The organism is Ramlibacter sp. (assembly GCF_028292805.1).
GTDB lineage: Bacteria > Pseudomonadota > Gammaproteobacteria > Burkholderiales > Burkholderiaceae_C > Ramlibacter.
In genome coordinates this window covers 1-15,146 of the sequence record NZ_JAQGLS010000161.1, presented here as the reverse complement: position 1 = coordinate 15,146, position 15,146 = coordinate 1, and the positions used below count along the sequence as shown (strand labels likewise).

Here is a 15,146-nt window from a genome sequence, read left to right as displayed (position 1 = left end):
TGGACGACGCCTATCTGGCCAGCCGCGCCCGGCTGATCGACCCGAAGCGGGCGCAGGACTTCGGCGCCGGCAACGTCGCCAGGGGCGGCACCATCTACCTCACGGCGGCCGACGAGGACGGCATGATGGTGAGCTTCATCCAGAGCAACTACATGGGCTTCGGCTCCGGTTGCGTGGAGCCCACGTTCGGCGTCAGCCTGCAGAACCGCGGCCACGGCTTCAGCCTGCAGCCAGGACCCAACCAGGTGGCGCCCGGCAAGCGGCCCTTCCACACCATCATCCCCGCCTTCCTCACCCGGGACGGCCAGCCGGTGATGTCCTTCGGCGTGATGGGCGCCAACATGCAGCCGCAAGGCCACATGCAGACGCTGGTGCGGATGCTCGACTACAAGCAGAACCCGCAAGCCGCCTGCGACGCACCGCGCTGGCGCTTCAACCAGGGATTGGAGATCAACGTCGAACAGCAGATGGACAAGGGCACCGTGCAGGAGTTGCTGAACCGCGGCCACAAGGTGGACGTGATCGACGACAACTACCAGGATTTCGGCGCGGGGCAGTTCATCTGGCGCATGGGCGACCCGAAGAAAGAGGGCTACGTGGTGGCGTCGGACTCGCGGCGCGACGGGCTGGTGGCGGGGTTCTAGCTTCTCTCGCTTCCTCTCCCGCTCGCGGGAGAGGTTGGCAGGAGAAGGCGCCTATCGCCGCCGCGCGAACAAAGGCGACATCGTGCTTGCTGCCGATCTGGCCGGCGTAGCGATGGCCACCGCCGACCCGGCCGCCGCCGTTGCAGCCCAGCGGGCGGCTGGCCGTGGGCGGCAGCGTCGCGCAGGCGCAAAGCAGGGTCGCGCTGGCGAGCAGCGCGACGGGGGGCCATCGCGAAGGTGGCACGGGGTCTCCTGCAAGGGTTGCCATGGCGGGCGCGAGCCGCAATCGAGACGGCGGTGCATCGGGCATGGGTCCCGGCTCAAGACCGGGATGGCATGGCTTGCCGCAGCCGCAGCTGGCCCGGCAGCGGAACCGAGCGTCGCAGCACGTCCTGGGCCAGCCACAGCGCCGACTTGCGGGCGCGCTGGGCCACCACCGCCAGCGGCAGCTGCAGGTAGTCGTCGTTGAACACTTCGAAGCTGTAGTCGCCGCGGTAGCCGAGCGCGTCCAGCTTGAGCACCATGTCGACCACTTCAGCGGTGTGCACGCCCTCGCCGGGAAACACGCGGAAGGTGCGGGCGGTGGCCATGCAGCACGCCGCAGCCCAGCGCGGCGCACATCTCCAGCATGCTCTTGGCGATGTCCACCTTGTACTGGTGCAGGTGGCCCGACAGGCCTTCGAAGTCGCGCAGCACCTGGAAGCCGGTGCCGCGCAGCCCGCTGGCGCGCACCGCCGCCACCGCGGCCTTCCAGCCGTTGGGATGGCCGACCAGGTCGTTGGCCTTGAGCATCACCTGGCTGAAGCCGGCGTCCTGCATCGCCTCCAGCTTGGCCTCCAGCGGCCCGGCCAGGCTGATGGTGTCCATGCCCAGCCCGGCGATCGCCTGCTGCAGGCTGCGCCGGTCGGTCATTCGGAAAGCTCCGTGCCTCGCACTGCGGTACGAGCTCCTTCGGGCGGCCGGGCGCAGCTCATGATGCTTGCGCGCGCTCGCTGTGCACCAGCTCGAACACCACGCCGCCCAGGTAGGTCTTGCTGATGGCGCCGCGCTGGCCGGTGTGGGCCGCTTCGCTCTCCACCAACTCCATGCCACGGGCCCGCAGCGCGCGCACGGCCGCCAGCACGTCGGGCACGTCGGGCACGCCAAGGCCGATGCGCTGCAGCCGCTCGGTGCTGTCGAACGAGTCGGCTTGCGGCTCGATCAGCTGCAGCATGAAGCGATTCGCCGGCTGCAGGCCGGGCGTGCGCAGCAGCTTGCCGGCGGGCATGATGCCAAAGCGCTGATCGTCCGGGATCAGGGCGGTGCCGAACAGCTCGCCGTAGAACTCGATCCAGTCGTGGCTGCGGCCGGCGCCGATGTACTGCACGATGCCAAACAAGTGCATACCGGCCAGCGCCGGCGGCTGCTGGTCCACCGACGGGATGGTGACGAAGTCGACGTCGTGGATGGAGAACTCGTCGTAGCGGTCGATGAAGTGGATGCGGCTGCCGCCGGCGCCGTGAATCGCCTGGATGTTCAGCTCCATGGCCTCCGGATGGGTGGGCACCTCCCAGGCGCCGCGCTCCAGCACGTAGCGGTAGGCGGCGCGGGCGTCGCGCACGCGCACCGCGATGGCGCTGATGCCGGGCACCGTGGTGCCGCGCTCGGCGCCTTGCGAGTCGGTCGGGTGCGCGTTGACGATCACGTTGATTGCGCCTTGCCGGTACAGCTGCACCTCGCGCGAGCGATGGCGGGCCACCGGCTGAAAGCCCATCATCTGCAGCACATGGCCCAGCGCCTGCGGCCGGGAAGTGGCGTACTCGATGAACTCGATGCCGTCCAGGCCGATCGGGTTGGCCTGCTCGCTGAACGATGCCTGCAAGGGCTCGCGCACGTCGGGTTGCAGCAACAGGTCGCTCATGCTTCCTCCTGGTATTGCAGGCGCGCCAGCGCGCGCAGCGTCTGCGCCGTCGTGGTGGGAAAGCCGAAGAATTCGAGGTAGGCCGGGATCTGCTCGAACAGCATGTCCGAGCCCACCTGCACCCGGCAGCCGCGCGCCTGCGCCGCTTCCAGGAAGGCCGTCATCTCGGTGCGCATCACCACCTCGCCGACGAAGGTGCGCGCGTCCAGCCGCTCCATGTCGAGCGGCAGCGCGTCGCCCGGGTTCATGCCCAGTGGCGTGGCATTGACGACCAGGTCCATGCCGGCCGGGTCGCGCGTGCCGCTGCTAACGGCGATCGCCGGGTAGTGCGTGCGCAGCCGCGCCGCCAGCGCTTGGGCCGCCCGGGCGTGCAGGTCGAACAAGGTGATGCCCGCCACGCCCGCCGCGGCCAGCGAGGCGGCGATGGCGCAGCCGACCCCGCCGGCGCCGACCACCAGGGCCCTGGCGCCGCGCAACACCAGCCCCTTGCGCAGCAGGCCGCGCACGAAGCCTTCGCCGTCGAACATGTCGCCCGCAAGGCGGCCGTCCGGCAGCCGCTTGACGGCATTGCATGCGCCGGCCACCTTCACCGTAGGCGTCACCTCGTCCAGCAAGGCCAGCGTGCTGACCTTGTGCGGCATGGTGATCAGCGCGCCGCGGATGTTGCTCAGGGCGAACACGCTGCGCAGCACGGCCTCGAAGTCGGCCGGCCGGCAACCCATCGGGACCACGACCGCATTGACCCCGATCGACTCGAAGTAGGGGTTGTAGATCATGGGCGCCTTGAAGGCGTGCGTGGGAAAGCCCAGATGGGCGATCAGCTCGGTGTGGCCGTTGATCAGCATGGGAGTGGGCACGCGGGCGTTCATCCGACAGCGCGATTCTGCTGGTTCATGCCAGTGCCCTGGCGCTTACTTGCGCAGCTTGTCCAGCTCGCCCATCATCGCCTTGACGGTGGCTTCGCCGACGGTGGCCGAGTGCTTGGCGATCACCGGCTTCATCTTCTCGCGCAGCTTGGTTACTTCGGCCGGCGACAGCTCGGTCACCTGCATGCCGGCCTTCTTGAGGTCTTCCAGGCCGCTTTGCAACGCTGCGCGCGACTGCGTGCGCTGGTAGCCGATCGATTCGCGGGCCGCGTCCTCCAGCACTTTCCTGTCGGCCGCCGACAGCGTGTCCCAGAACTTCTTGCTGACGATGATCGACTGCGGGTTGTACTGGTGGTTGGTCAGCGTGATGTACTTCTGCACTTCGAACAGCTTGGCGCCCTTGATCGTGGCGACCGGGTTCTCCTGGCCGTCGATCGCCTTCTGCTCCAGCGCGGCGTACACCTCGGGGAAGGGCAGCGGCGTCGGGTTGGCGCCCAGCGCGTTGACCCAGTCGACGTTGATCGGGTTGGGGATCACGCGCAGCTTCAGGCCGGCGACGTCGTCGACCTTGGCGATGGCGCGCTTGCTGTTGGTGATGTGGCGAAAGCCCAGCTCGTAGTAGCCCAGGCCGACCAGGCCTTTGTCTTCCAGCTTGGCGTGCATGGCCTTGCCGAAGGGGCCGTCGACCACGGCGTCGGCTTCGCGCGGGTTACCGAACAGGAACGGAAAGTCGTAGATCGCGAAGTCCTTGACCAGGCTGGCGAAGATGCCCGAGTTCATCGACGCCATCTCCAGGGTGCCGCCCTGCAGCGCCGACACGTTGGCCTGGTCGCCGCCCAGCGCCCCGCCGGCGAACACGTTGACCTTGAGCCTGCCGCCCGACCTGGCCTCCACCAGCTGGCCGAACTTTTCCATGCCCATCACGATGGGGTGGCCCTTGGCGTTTTGGTTGGCGAACTTGATGGTGCGCGTCTGCGCCTGGGCGATGCCGAAGGCGGTCATGGCCACGGCGGCCGCCAGGGTCTTGAGGATCAGGCGTTTCATGGTTGGTCTCCTTGGGGTCGGGGGGGATCAGTTGTAGAGCCAGCGGGCGGGCACCATCACCAGCGAGGGGAACAGCACCATCAGGAACATCACGATGAACTGCGCCAGCATGAAGGGCCAGACGCCGCGGGTGACGGTGTCCATGCGCATCTTGCCGACGCCGGCGACGGTGCTCAGCACGGTGCCCACCGGCGGGGTGATCAGGCCGATGGAGTTGTTGATCATGAACAGCACGCCGAAGTAGACAGGGTCGATGCCGGCGGCCTTGACCAGCGGCATGAACACCGGCGTGAGGATCAGGATGGTGGGCGTCATGTCCATCGCCGTGCCCACCAGCATGGTGATCACCATGATCATGATCATCAGCAGCATCGGCTTGTCCAGCAGCGGCTGCAGCAGGCCGACCAGTTCGGCCGGCAGGTTGGCCACCGTGATCATCCATGCCGACACCATGGCGGCGGCCACCAGGAACATGATGACGGCGGTGGTCTGGGCCGCAGCCAGAAACAGGCGGTACAGCTGCGACAGCTTCAGTTCGCGATACACCAGCGTGGCCACCAGCAGGGCGTAGACGGCGGCGACAACGGCGGCCTCGGTGGGCGTGAAGACGCCGAACTTCAGCCCGAAGACCACGATCGCCGGCAGGCCCAGCGCGAGGGTGGCGTCCTTCAACGCACTCCAGATCTCGCGGCGCGAGCGCGCCGGCGCCGGCGCCACGTTCTCCTTGCGCGCCAGCCACCACCAGGTGACCCACAGCGCCATGCCCAGCATGATGCCGGGGAAGATGCCGGCCAGGAACAGCTTGGCGATCGAGACGTTGGCGGCCACGCCGAACACCACGAAGCCGATGCTGGGCGGAATGATCGGGCCCATCACGCTGGCCGCGGCGATCAGGCCGGCCGAGCGTGCCTTGTCGTGGCCGGCCCGATGCATCATCGGCAGCAGCAAGGCGGTGAGGGCCGCGGCGTCGGCGACGGCCGAGCCCGACAGGGCCGACATCAGCGCCGCCGCCAGAATGACCACGTAGCCCAGGCCGCCGCGCACGTGGCCGACCAGCGTCATCGCCAGGTGCACGATGCGCCGCGACAGGCCGCCGGTGTTCATGATCTCGCCGGCCAGCATGAAGAAGGGCACGGCCAGCAGCGGGAAGCTGTTGGCGCCCTCGATCACGTTCTGCGCCAGGATCTGCGCATCGAACATGTCCATGTGCCACATCAGCGCGGCGCCGCACAGCAGCAGGGAAAAGGCGATCGGCACGCCCAGCGCCATGGCGCCGAGCAGGGCCCCCAGGAAGATGGTGATCGTCATTCGAAAGTCCTGCGCGCTACGCGCCGCGGAATTCGCCCTTGGGCGGCCGGCCGGCTCATGCGGCCTTCGTGCCGGTGTCCTGGACGGGGGGAACGTCCTCTGATTCCACGATTCCCACCAGCTCAGACTCCTGCAACTGGCCGCTGAGCAGCTTCCAGAAATCGTTGGCGATGAAGACGGCGGCGACGATGGAGAAGAACAGGCCGCTGGCGTAGAGCCAGCCCATCGAGACTTCCATCACCGCGCTGGTGCTGCCCATGTTGATGACGGTCTGCTGCCAGGCGCCGCGAAACAGCAGCCAGCAGACATAGAGCATCAGCACATGGGTGATGCCAAGGCAGATCTTCTTGCCCGGCACCGGCAAGCGGACAACCAGGCTGTCGGAGCCCAGGTGCATGTGGTTGCGCAGCGCCACCAGCGCGCCCAGGAACGTCATCCAGACGAACAGCCAGCGCGACAGCTCCTCGGACATGGTGATGCCGGTGTTGAAGCCGTAGCGCAGCACCACGTTGCCGAACACCATGACCACCATCAGGCTCAGGCACACCACCATCAACACCGAAAGCACGCGGCAGGTCTGGTCGATCAGCTGTTGCAGCATCCGTCTTCTCCTAGCAGCGAGGATCTTGTACGGACTGGTTAGTTCTAAGTGCTGGGGGAAACCCGAATTCAAGCCCTCATCCCGGCCTGAGCCGGGATCTCAAGGCGCCCGCATGAACCGCGTGACCATCTCCACCACGCTGTCCCGCCGATGCGCGATGTAGGCCGGCGAGCGAATGTCGAGCTTGAAGATCAAGCCGAAGGTGTGGCGGTTGGATACGTTGAAGAACGACAGCGCCGAGATCGAGGCGTGGATGTCAACCGCGTCCAGTCCGGGCCGGAACAGGCCGGCGGCGATGCCGCGCTGGTACAGGTGCTGGATCGCCGCGATGGCCGGCACGTTCAGCTCCTGGATGCGCGGGCTCTGCGCCAGGTACTGCCCGCGGTTGATGTTCTCCGACATCACCAGGCGAATGTAGTTCTCGTGGTTCAGGTGGTGGTCGAAGGTGAAGGCGACCAGCCGGCGCAGCGCCTGCTCCGGCTCCAGGTCCTGCAGGTGCAGCTCGCCCTCGATGTCGCGCATCTGGCGGTACGACTCCTCCAGCACGGCCAGGTACAGGCCTTCCTTGCTGCCGAAGTAGTAATAGATCATCCGCTTGCTGGTCTGCGTGGCGGCAGCGATTTCGTCGATGCGCGCGCCGGCCAGGCCCTTTTCGCCGAACTCGGTGGCGGCCACTTGCAGGATGTTGGCCTTGGTGCGTTCCGGGTCGTTGGTGCGGGTCGGCGCGCTAGCTGCTTTCACGGCCGCGAGACGAGGCGCCTTGGTATGTACCAGTTCGTTCATTGCAAAAGTATAGGGCCGGTGGCCCGGGCGGCAAAGCCTGACGGCGCGCGGAACGGGCCCAGGCCAGCTTGTGCAGCAAGTCCAGCAGCATGGCGGGCTCGCCCCCGGTCAACGCGATCGCGGTCTGCTCGGCTTCGAGCGGGGGACAACTTCAGCTGCCGATGGCAGTGATCGATGGTGCCGCTCAGGCGGCGCTGTCGTTCGGCGCCTGGGACAGCCTGGTGACCAGCTGGGTCAGGCGGTGGGCGGCCTCGAGCTTGCCGTACTTGCGCTGCCAGCGCAGGACGTCGACGAAAGCATTGCCACCGAGCGCGCGCACGGCGATCTTGACGCTTTCGTAGAGCGTGTCGTCCAGCTCGCCTTCCAGCAGGCGCACCGCCACGAATGGAATGTCGGCCAGCTGCGGGCTGGCCTTCATGTGCCGCAGCAGGTCGTACATGCCGCCATCGCTGAAGTGGCAGCCGCACACCACCAGCGCCGTCGGCTCCTGCAGCGCCCGCTGCGCCTGCGCCAAACTGGTGGCCGACACCAGCACGAAGGTGGTGGTCAAGGCCTGGCGAAACACCTCGATGGCGTCGTGCTCGTCAGCGATCAGGACTCTGGCGGCTGGGGTGGACATGCGAGCAAGAGTGTAATGTCATGACACTGTCGGCGCCAGTCCCTGCCCAGCTGGGCAAGGTAGGTCTGTACCTACCGTCGTGCGGTGGGAAAGCTGACTTTTTCCGCGCTGGCGACGGCCTACACAGAAAGATGACCTTACCAACGGGAGACCTCATGCATACGGCAATCTGTGCCTTCAAGGACCGCGCCGCCGCCCAGCGGGCAGCGGACCGGCTGGTGGCCGCGGGTTTCCCGCGCCCCGACGTCCACCTGGAATACCGCCAGGGCGAGGACCAGCTCATCATGGAAGGCGAAGGCGCGGCGCCGCGCGACAGGCCGGCGCCCAACGACGCCTGGGACGGGCTGGAGCGCGAAATTGCGGTGGACAAGCGGGTGCTGGAAAAATTCGGCCGCTTCTTTTCGATCCTGTTCGGCCGCGACGAGCACGGCCATGCCGACACCTATGCCCGGCACCTGGAAGGCGGCAGCGTGGTGGTGGTGGTCGACGCCCAGGATGAGGCGCGGGCCGAGCAGGCCACATTGCTGCTCCAGGAGATGGAAGCCACCGACGCCAAGGTGGTGCTGCGGACCGAGCCACGGCCGCTGCGCGAGATCGTCGACGAACGGGCCGGGCTGGACCTGAAGAACATGGGGCGCTCCGACGGCATCTGAGTTTTGGCGCACCCCCAGCTGGCGTGCCCGCCGGCGCGCCTTCGGGCGGCCTGACCGGCTTGTTTTTGCCTAAAGTGCCGCCGCCGGCCCCGGCACGAACACGTCGCTGAAAAAGTGCAGCGGCTCCAGCCCGCGCTCGTCCACCGCCGCCTTGCGCACCGCCGCCACCATGGGCGGCGAGCCGCAGCAATACACCTCGTACCCCGCCAAGTCCGGGAACCGGGTGCGGACGGCGTCATCGACCCGGCCATGGAAGCCGCCCAGCGCCTCGGCGTCGCCCGCGTCTTCCAGCACCGGCACGAACGTGAACCCCGGCAGCAACTTCTGCCAGCGCTCCACCGCCGCCATCAGGTACAAGCCGCCGCGGTTGCGGCCGCCCCACAGCAGCGTCACCGGCCGCTGCACCTTCTTTCTGACCAGGTCGTCCAGCAGCGACTTGACCGGGGCGAAGCCGGTGCCGCCCACCACGCACAGCATCGGGGCCGACGACTCCTCCTTCAGCTCGAAGTTGCCGAACGGCAGCTCCACCTGCAGCGTGTCGCCCGGCCGCAGCGTGGGCACGACTTGCGTGAAGGCGCCGCCGGCCACGTGGCGGATGTGCAGCTGCAGCCCGTCGCTCTCGTGCGGCGGATTGGCCATGGAGTAGGAGCGGCGGCTGCCGTCGGGTAGCGTCACCTGCAGGTACTGGCCGGCCTTGAACTTGGCGCGTTGCCCGGCCGGCAGCCGCAGCTGCAGCACGCTGACGTCTTCGCTGGCCAGCGTGTTGCGAAACACCTTGGTGGTGAAGGTCTTGCGGGCCGACGGGTCGAGCCGGTGCCAGGCCGCCGGCACCAGCTCCACGTCGGACAGCGGCGTGCACTGGCAGTACAGGTGCTGGCCGGCCGGCTTGGCTTCACTGGGCGGGCTCACCACCTCGCCCGCGGCGACGCCGCCGGCACAGTTGCCGCAGACGCCCTTGCGGCAGGAATAAGGCATCTCGATGCCGGCCTTGAGGGCGGCGTCCAGAATGTTCTGGTCGGGCCCGCAGGCGAAGTGCAGGTCGGTTCCCGCGATGCGGATGTCGAAGGCCATGAAAAGACTGCTCTTTAGGAAAGGCCGCCCAGCAGGCGCAGGCTGCGCAGCAGGGCGTCCGGCCGGGCGCTGCCCTGGCCGGCGATGTCCATCGCGCTGCCGTGGCCGGTGCTGGCCAGCAGCACGGCAGAGCCGATGGAAATGGCGCTGGCCGCCTGCGGCGCCAGCAGCTTGATGGGGATGTGGCCCTGGTCGTGCAGCATCGCCACGTACAGGTCGTGCCGGCGGTCGGCCAGCAGCACGTCGCCGCCTTGCGGGCCGGTGACGTTCACGCCAAGCGCACGCAGGCCCTGCGCAGCCGGCACCGTGCACTGCAGATCCTCGGGACCGAACAGCGTGCCTTCGGAGGCATGCGGGTTGATGCCCATCAGCGCCACCTTCGGCTCGGCGACGCCCAGCGCCTGGCAGGCGCGCACGCCGGCCAGCGTGGCGGCGACCACCAGCTGCGGCGTCAGCCGCGCCAGCGCCGTGGCCACGCTCTCGTGCAAGGTGGCGTGGACGATCCGCAAGCTGCCGCCCACCAGCAGCAGGAACACGCTGCCCTCCGGTTCGCCGCACACCCGGGCCAGCAGCGAGGGATAGCCGGTGAACGGGATGCCGGCCTGCGCGATCGCGGTTTCGTGGTGGGGACCCGCCACCACCGCGTCGAACTCGCCGGCGCGCACGGCCTCGATCGCCGCGGTGGCGGACGCCACCGCGCTGGCGCCGGCTGCGGCATTGACCTGGCCGAACTGCGCGGAGCAAGTGGGCAGCTCGCCCACGTCCCGCAAGTCGACAGACCCCAACACGTCCTGCAGCCCGGTGACGGCGGCGGCGCGCTCCAGCACCGCCCGCGGCCCGAACACCGCCATCCGCAGCCGGTCTTCGCCGCGCAGCGCATCCAGCGCCTTGAGCACGATCTCCGGGCCGATCCCGTTCGGGTCGCCGACCGAGAGCGCGATCCGGCGCGGCGTCACAGCGGCAGCGCCAGCAAGGTGTCGGTGACGGTGCTGTCGCACACCGCCACCCGCTCGGCCAGCAGCAGCTTGCCGCCGGCCTTCACGAAGCGGTCGCGGTACTCGCCGGTGGCGAACAGCGCGGTCTCGCCGGTGTGCATGATCCGCGCCACCATGAACGGCGTGCGCGCGACGGCGCCCTGGTCGTCGGCCGATTCCAGCAGCGGCACGCCCAGCAGGTGCCGCAAGCGATGCCGCTCGTAGATGTTGGCCACGCGCAAGGCGGCGATGCGGTCTTCCAGCATGGCGCGCGAGTCGGCGAAGACGATGCCCGCGGGCAGGCCTTCGCGCTCGTTCTCCACGTTGGTGATGCGGTAGTGACAGTCTTCGGTGAAGAAGGCCGGCCACTGTTCCAGCGCGTCGGTGTCGATCGCGTTGGTGTAGGCGGCGTTGAAGGCGCACAGGGCCAGGATGTCGATCATTGCGCGCCGTCCATGTGGGCGCGGTAGGCTTTCCAGAAGCCGCGCACCGAGGTTTCGGTGGCGCGGCCGTCGCTGGATTCGGTGCTCTCGCCCCCCATCTGCACGATCGCCTCCAGCCCTTGCGCGCCGGCGATGCCGCGCTGGACGAAGCCGCCGACGGCGCCGTCTTCCATGCTGATGAAGCCGGCCGGCCCCACCAGGTTCAGTTGCTTCAGGCGCACCTTGCGTTGCTCCGGCGTGTCGTCGGTGTAGCCGATGTAGGTCCAGTTCAGCTCGGCCCGCTCCTGGCCCTTGGGCAGCACCTGGCGCACGGCCAGGCAGTTCTGGATCTGCTGCAGCACGAAGCCCGGGAACACCGAGAGGATCTGCAGCGTGATGCCGTCGTCGTATTCCTTGAAGCCTTGCAGCACCGTGGTGTCCTTCAGCCGGTACTTGGAATCGTCCGAGCGCAAGCCCTGCTCCTTGTACGAGGAGTCGGCCGCACCAGCGTCGATCATCGAGTAGCTGACGTGGTGGCCGCCGCTTTCGTCGACGATCACGCCGCCCTTTTGCGACAGGCGGTTCAGCTCGAAGGTGGTGAAGAACAGGTGCAGCAGGCTGGCGTGGTAGCTGTCCTTGACGTTCTCGAAGTACAGCTTCCAGTTGTTGGGCAACGCCTGGGTGAAGCGGCCGATGACTTGCACCGGCTTGTGCAGCACGCGCTCGATGCGCGCGCAGATTTCCTCGCCCAGGTACTCCTCGATGGAGGGCACGTCTTCACTGAAGCTGCCGAACACCAGGCCGCAGTAGACGGCGACGCGCAGCTTGCGCGGGCCGTGGTCTTCCTTGCAGAAGCCGGCCGGCATGCCGCCCTGGCCCTTGACGCCTTTCTCGAACGCCACGCCGGTCAGGTCGCCCTGCAGGTTGTAGCTCCAGGCGTGGTACACGCACTGGAAGCTTTCGGCCTTGCCGCTTTTTTCCAGCGCGATCAGGGCGCCGCGGTGGGCGCAACGGTTCTCGAAGGCGTAGACCTCACCCTCGGCGTCCTTGACCACCACCACCGGCGTGTCGCCCACGTGGGTGGTGCGGTAGCTGCCGGCTTCGGGCAGCTCGGCGTCCAGGCACAGGTAGTTCCAGGTGGCGCCGCGGTAGATGCGCTCCTGCTCTTGCTGCGCGGTGGCCGGGTCGGTGTAGATGTCGTACGGGATCCGGGTCAGGCCCGGGCCGTGCCAGTGGATGGCTTGTTGCTGCATGGCGTTCACTCCAGCGTGACGTTGGCGGACTTGATCACGCGCGCCCACTTGGCTGACTCTTCGCGCATGAAGGCGCCGCTGCGCTCGGGCGTCCAGCCGCCCGGGGTGGCGCCTTGCGCGGCGAACTTCTGCTGCACGTCCGGCGCCTGCAGGGCGGCGGCGAACTGCTTGTGCGCGTAGTCGACGGCCGCCTTGGGCGTGCCGGGCGGCGCCACCATGGTGAAGAAGGTGACGGCCACCATGGCGGGGAGCTTCGATTCGACGAAGGTCGGCACCTGCGGCAGCAGCTCGGAGCGCTTCTGGTCGGCCACGGCCAGGATCTTGAGCTTGCCTCCGTTGTGGAACTGGGCCGAGGAGCTGATGTTGTCGAAGAACACGTCAACGTTGCCGCCGACGATGTCGACCAGCGCCGGCGCCGTGCCCTTGTACGGGATGTGGACCATGTCGGTGCCGGTCAGCTGCATGAACATGGCGGCAGTCAGGTGCGAAGTGGAGCCGTTGCCCTGCGAGGCGTAGCTCACCTTGCCCGGGTTGGCCTTGAGGTAGGCGATGAACTCCTCGAGCGTTTTGGCCGGCACCTTGTTGCTGACAGCCAGCACGTTCGGCACGGTGGCGATGACGGTCACCGGCACCCACCTGGTCGGGTCGAACGAGAGCGACTTGTACAGGTGGTGGTTGATGGCGATCGGCCCGGGCGGCGAGACCAGGAAGGTGGTGCCGTCGGGCTCGGCGCGGGTGACGAACTCGGCGCCGATGTTGCCGCCGGCGCCGGCCCTGTTTTCCACCACGATCCCGGCCGGGTAGGCGGGGCGCACCTTCTCGGCCAGCAGGCGCGGCAGCACGTCGGCGGTGCCCCCGGCAGGGAATGGAACGATCAGCTTGACCGTGCTGGCGGGCTGGGCGAGGGCAGGGGCGCCGGCGCCGAAGGCGAGGGTGGCTGCAACGGCGAGGGCGGCGCGGCGGGAAAGGCTGAGGTTCACGGGGGAGTCTCCTTGTGGGGTGCCAATGTTCGCGGAACGCTGCAGTGTGTGGCGGCAAGGCCGCCAATCCAAGCCAGAATTGCGAGATGCGCAAGAAACCCGATGAATCCGCCGTAAAGGACCCGCCGTCAGGCAAGGATTTCGTCGCCTCGCTGCAAAAAGGCCTGGACGTGCTGGGCTGCTTCGGCCGCCAGCACGGCAAGCTCACGCTGTCGGAGGTGGCGCGCTTGACGGGCGCCTCGCCGGCGTCGGCGCGCCGCTCGCTCGTGACCTTGCAGGCGATGGGCTACCTGGAGAGCGACGGCAAGCGCTTCTGGGTGGCGCCCCGCGTGCTCCTGCTTGCGCACGCCTACCTCACCTCGCGTCCCACGCCAGGGCTGGCGCAGCCACTGCTGGATGCGTTGTCGGAACGCACGCGCCAGTCGGCTTCGATGGGCAAGCTGGTGGGGGAAGACGTGATCATCATTGCCCGTTCCACGGCGCGACGCAGCCTCTCCACCGGCCTGGGTATCGGCTCGCGGCTGCCGGCCTACTGTTCCGCGCTCGGCCGCGTGCTGCTGGCCAGCCTGCCGCCCGCCGAAGCCGAGCGCCGCGTGCGCGCGATGGACCGTCCGGCGCTGACCGCCACCACCATCCACGACGTGGACGGCGTGCTGGCGCAAGTGGCGCGCTGCCGCCGCGAAGGCTGGATAGCCGCGGATGGCGAACTGGAACTGGGCGTACGGTCGATGGCCGTGCCGGCCTTCGACCGTACCGGCGCCACCGTGGGTGGCTTGAGCATTTCGGTGCGGGCCGAACGAATGTCGATGTCGGAATTTCGGGATGCGTTTTTGCAGCAGTTGATGAAGGCCAGGGATACGTTGGCGGAGCGGCTGCATGCGGAGTGATCGTCGCCGTAGGCCCACCCCCACGAATTCGTGACAATGGAGGCCCACGCGAGCCAATCAACGAGACGAGCCGACATGCCCCTGCAATTCGCCACCCGCCTGCAAAACGTAGAAACCTCCGCCATCCGCGAGCTGTTCAAGCTGCTGGGCAAGCCCGGCATCATCAGCTTTGCTGGCGGATTCCCCGACAGCGCGATGTTCGACGTGGCGGGCCTCAAGGAGGCCGCCAACAAGGCGCTGGACGAAGAGCCGGGCGGCGCGCTGCAGTACGGCGCCACCGAAGGCTACGAGCCGCTGCGCACGCAGCTGGCCGCTTTCATGCGCGGCAAGGGCGTGACCGACATCGAGCCGAACCAGCTGATCGTGACCACCGGCAGCCAGCAGGCGCTGGACCTGCTGGGCAAGACCATGATCAGCCCCGGCGACAAGGTGATCGTGGAAGGCCCGACCTTCCTGGCCACCATCCAGTGCTTTCGCCTCTATGGCGCCGACGTGCAGAGCGCGCCCATCGACGAGCACGGCGTCGACGTCGAGAAGCTCGAACAGATGATCGTGGAGCACAAGCCCAAGTTCGTCTACCTGATCCCCACCTTCGGCAACCCGAGCGGCATGCTATTGAGCCTGGAGCGGCGCCGTCGCGTCCTCGAACTCGCGGTCAAGTACCAGGTGCTGGTGGTGGAAGACGACCCGTACGGCGACCTGTACTTTGGCGAGGCGCCGCCTCCCAGCATCCTTGCCTTGAGCCGCGACGTGCCCGGCAGCCGCGAATGGATCGCCCACTGCGGCAGCATGAGCAAGGTGCTCAGCCCCGGCCTGCGCGTGGGCTGGATGATCGCGCAGCCGGCGCTGCTGCAGAACGCGGTGATGTGCAAGCAGTTCAGCGATGCGCACACCAGCACGTTTGCCCAGGCAACGGCGGCGCAGTATTTGAAGAGCGGGCGCATGCCGCAGACGCTGGTCAACGTGCGCAAGGCCTACGGCGAGCGCGCGCGTGCCATGGGCTCGGCGCTGAAGCGCGAGCTGGGCGACGCGATCGAGTTCACGCAGCCCGCGGGCGGCCTGTTCTTCTGGGCCCGGCTCACGGGCGCGGGCGGCAAGCAGGCCGACGCCGGCGTGCTGGCGAAAAAAGCGATCGAGCGGC

16 protein-coding genes and 1 pseudogene are annotated in these 15,146 nt (G+C 68.0%); 4 read left to right on the top strand and 13 right to left on the bottom strand.

What is annotated here, in order from left to right; genetic code table 11:
* The coding region (locus JWP65_RS10030) for a gamma-glutamyltransferase (protein ID WP_299763266.1) at window positions 1-644 on the top strand (644 nt) is incomplete at its 5' end.
* Between the two features lie 320 nt (window positions 645-964).
* Here JWP65_RS10030 and JWP65_RS10025 read toward each other — a convergent pair.
* From JWP65_RS10025 to JWP65_RS09990, 8 genes and pseudogenes are all read right to left on the bottom strand, one after another.
* A pseudogene (locus tag JWP65_RS10025) lies at window positions 965-1,556 on the bottom strand (hypothetical protein).
* A 58-nt stretch (window positions 1,557-1,614) separates the two neighbouring features.
* Window positions 1,615-2,544, bottom strand: coding sequence for a VOC family protein (locus JWP65_RS10020; RefSeq protein WP_299763265.1), 930 nt, complete (start codon window positions 2,542-2,544; stop codon window positions 1,615-1,617).
* The gene (locus tag JWP65_RS10015; protein ID WP_299763270.1) at window positions 2,541-3,386 is read right to left on the bottom strand and encodes a shikimate dehydrogenase; all 846 of its coding nucleotides are present in this window, start codon (window positions 3,384-3,386) and stop codon (window positions 2,541-2,543) included. Before JWP65_RS10015 ends, JWP65_RS10020 begins: the two co-directional genes overlap by 4 nt.
* Before the next feature lie 69 nt (window positions 3,387-3,455).
* Entirely contained in the window at window positions 3,456-4,454 is a 999-nt protein-coding gene (locus JWP65_RS10010; protein WP_299763263.1) for a TRAP transporter substrate-binding protein, read from the bottom strand.
* A gap of 27 nt (window positions 4,455-4,481) precedes the next feature.
* Complete coding sequence (locus JWP65_RS10005) at window positions 4,482-5,762, bottom strand: TRAP transporter large permease subunit (RefSeq protein WP_299763262.1); 1,281 nt, start codon at window positions 5,760-5,762, stop codon at window positions 4,482-4,484.
* Between the two features lie 55 nt (window positions 5,763-5,817).
* The gene (locus JWP65_RS10000) at window positions 5,818-6,363 is read right to left on the bottom strand and encodes a TRAP transporter small permease (RefSeq protein WP_299763261.1); all 546 of its coding nucleotides are present in this window, start codon (window positions 6,361-6,363) and stop codon (window positions 5,818-5,820) included.
* 99 nt (window positions 6,364-6,462) lie between these two features.
* On the bottom strand, window positions 6,463-7,146 hold the full coding sequence (locus JWP65_RS09995) for a TetR/AcrR family transcriptional regulator (RefSeq protein ID WP_299763259.1): 684 nt from the start codon (window positions 7,144-7,146) through the stop codon (window positions 6,463-6,465).
* Window positions 7,147-7,330: 184 nt separating this feature from the next.
* The gene (locus JWP65_RS09990) at window positions 7,331-7,765 is read right to left on the bottom strand and encodes a hypothetical protein (protein ID WP_299763257.1); all 435 of its coding nucleotides are present in this window, start codon (window positions 7,763-7,765) and stop codon (window positions 7,331-7,333) included.
* A gap of 155 nt (window positions 7,766-7,920) precedes the next feature.
* On the opposite strand from JWP65_RS09990, the gene JWP65_RS09985 reads away from it, so the two are divergent.
* Window positions 7,921-8,418, top strand: a complete 498-nt coding sequence (locus JWP65_RS09985) for a hypothetical protein (protein WP_299763255.1) — start codon at window positions 7,921-7,923, stop codon at window positions 8,416-8,418.
* Between the two features lie 69 nt (window positions 8,419-8,487).
* Here JWP65_RS09985 and JWP65_RS09980 read toward each other — a convergent pair whose 3' ends face one another.
* From JWP65_RS09980 to JWP65_RS09960, 5 genes are read right to left on the bottom strand one after another with little or no spacing between them, the layout of a single operon-like run.
* The gene (locus tag JWP65_RS09980; RefSeq protein WP_299763253.1) at window positions 8,488-9,489 is read right to left on the bottom strand and encodes an FAD-binding oxidoreductase; all 1,002 of its coding nucleotides are present in this window, start codon (window positions 9,487-9,489) and stop codon (window positions 8,488-8,490) included.
* Between the two features lie 14 nt (window positions 9,490-9,503).
* Complete coding sequence (locus JWP65_RS09975) at window positions 9,504-10,445, bottom strand: 4-hydroxythreonine-4-phosphate dehydrogenase PdxA (RefSeq protein WP_299763252.1); 942 nt, start codon at window positions 10,443-10,445, stop codon at window positions 9,504-9,506.
* Complete coding sequence (locus tag JWP65_RS09970; protein ID WP_299763250.1) at window positions 10,442-10,906, bottom strand: nuclear transport factor 2 family protein; 465 nt, start codon at window positions 10,904-10,906, stop codon at window positions 10,442-10,444. Before JWP65_RS09970 ends, JWP65_RS09975 begins: the two co-directional genes overlap by 4 nt.
* Window positions 10,903-12,138, bottom strand: coding sequence for an aromatic ring-hydroxylating dioxygenase subunit alpha (locus JWP65_RS09965; protein ID WP_299763248.1), 1,236 nt, complete (start codon window positions 12,136-12,138; stop codon window positions 10,903-10,905). The genes JWP65_RS09970 and JWP65_RS09965 overlap by 4 nt, the downstream gene beginning before the upstream one ends.
* A 5-nt stretch (window positions 12,139-12,143) precedes the next feature.
* Window positions 12,144-13,118: a tripartite tricarboxylate transporter substrate binding protein gene (locus JWP65_RS09960; RefSeq protein ID WP_299763246.1), complete on the bottom strand. Its 975-nt coding sequence runs from the start codon at window positions 13,116-13,118 to the stop codon at window positions 12,144-12,146.
* A gap of 86 nt (window positions 13,119-13,204) precedes the next feature.
* On the opposite strand from JWP65_RS09960, the gene JWP65_RS09955 reads away from it, so the two are divergent.
* Entirely contained in the window at window positions 13,205-14,005 is an 801-nt protein-coding gene (locus JWP65_RS09955; RefSeq protein WP_299763244.1) for an IclR family transcriptional regulator C-terminal domain-containing protein, read from the top strand.
* 81 nt (window positions 14,006-14,086) lie between these two features.
* On the top strand, window positions 14,087-15,146 hold a 1,060-nt coding region (locus tag JWP65_RS09950), incomplete at its 3' end, for a PLP-dependent aminotransferase family protein (RefSeq protein ID WP_299763268.1).

What these genes read in the sequence shown, in the direction of transcription:
- JWP65_RS10020 (WP_299763265.1), bottom strand. Translation starts at nt 2,544, where the DNA reads ATGAGCGACCTGTTGCTGCAACCCGACGTGCGCGAGCCCTTGCAGGCA.
- JWP65_RS10010 (WP_299763263.1), bottom strand. Translation starts at nt 4,454, where the DNA reads ATGAAACGCCTGATCCTCAAGACCCTGGCGGCCGCCGTGGCCATGACC.
- JWP65_RS10005 (WP_299763262.1), bottom strand. Translation starts at nt 5,762, where the DNA reads ATGACGATCACCATCTTCCTGGGGGCCCTGCTCGGCGCCATGGCGCTG.
- JWP65_RS10000 (WP_299763261.1), bottom strand. Translation starts at nt 6,363, where the DNA reads ATGCTGCAACAGCTGATCGACCAGACCTGCCGCGTGCTTTCGGTGTTG.
- JWP65_RS09995 (WP_299763259.1), bottom strand. Translation starts at nt 7,146, where the DNA reads ATGAACGAACTGGTACATACCAAGGCGCCTCGTCTCGCGGCCGTGAAA.
- JWP65_RS09990 (WP_299763257.1), bottom strand. Translation starts at nt 7,765, where the DNA reads ATGTCCACCCCAGCCGCCAGAGTCCTGATCGCTGACGAGCACGACGCC.
- JWP65_RS09985 (WP_299763255.1), top strand. Translation starts at nt 7,921, where the DNA reads ATGCATACGGCAATCTGTGCCTTCAAGGACCGCGCCGCCGCCCAGCGG.
- JWP65_RS09980 (WP_299763253.1), bottom strand. Translation starts at nt 9,489, where the DNA reads ATGGCCTTCGACATCCGCATCGCGGGAACCGACCTGCACTTCGCCTGC.
- JWP65_RS09970 (WP_299763250.1), bottom strand. Translation starts at nt 10,906, where the DNA reads ATGATCGACATCCTGGCCCTGTGCGCCTTCAACGCCGCCTACACCAAC.
- JWP65_RS09965 (WP_299763248.1), bottom strand. Translation starts at nt 12,138, where the DNA reads ATGCAGCAACAAGCCATCCACTGGCACGGCCCGGGCCTGACCCGGATC.
- JWP65_RS09955 (WP_299763244.1), top strand. Translation starts at nt 13,205, where the DNA reads ATGCGCAAGAAACCCGATGAATCCGCCGTAAAGGACCCGCCGTCAGGC.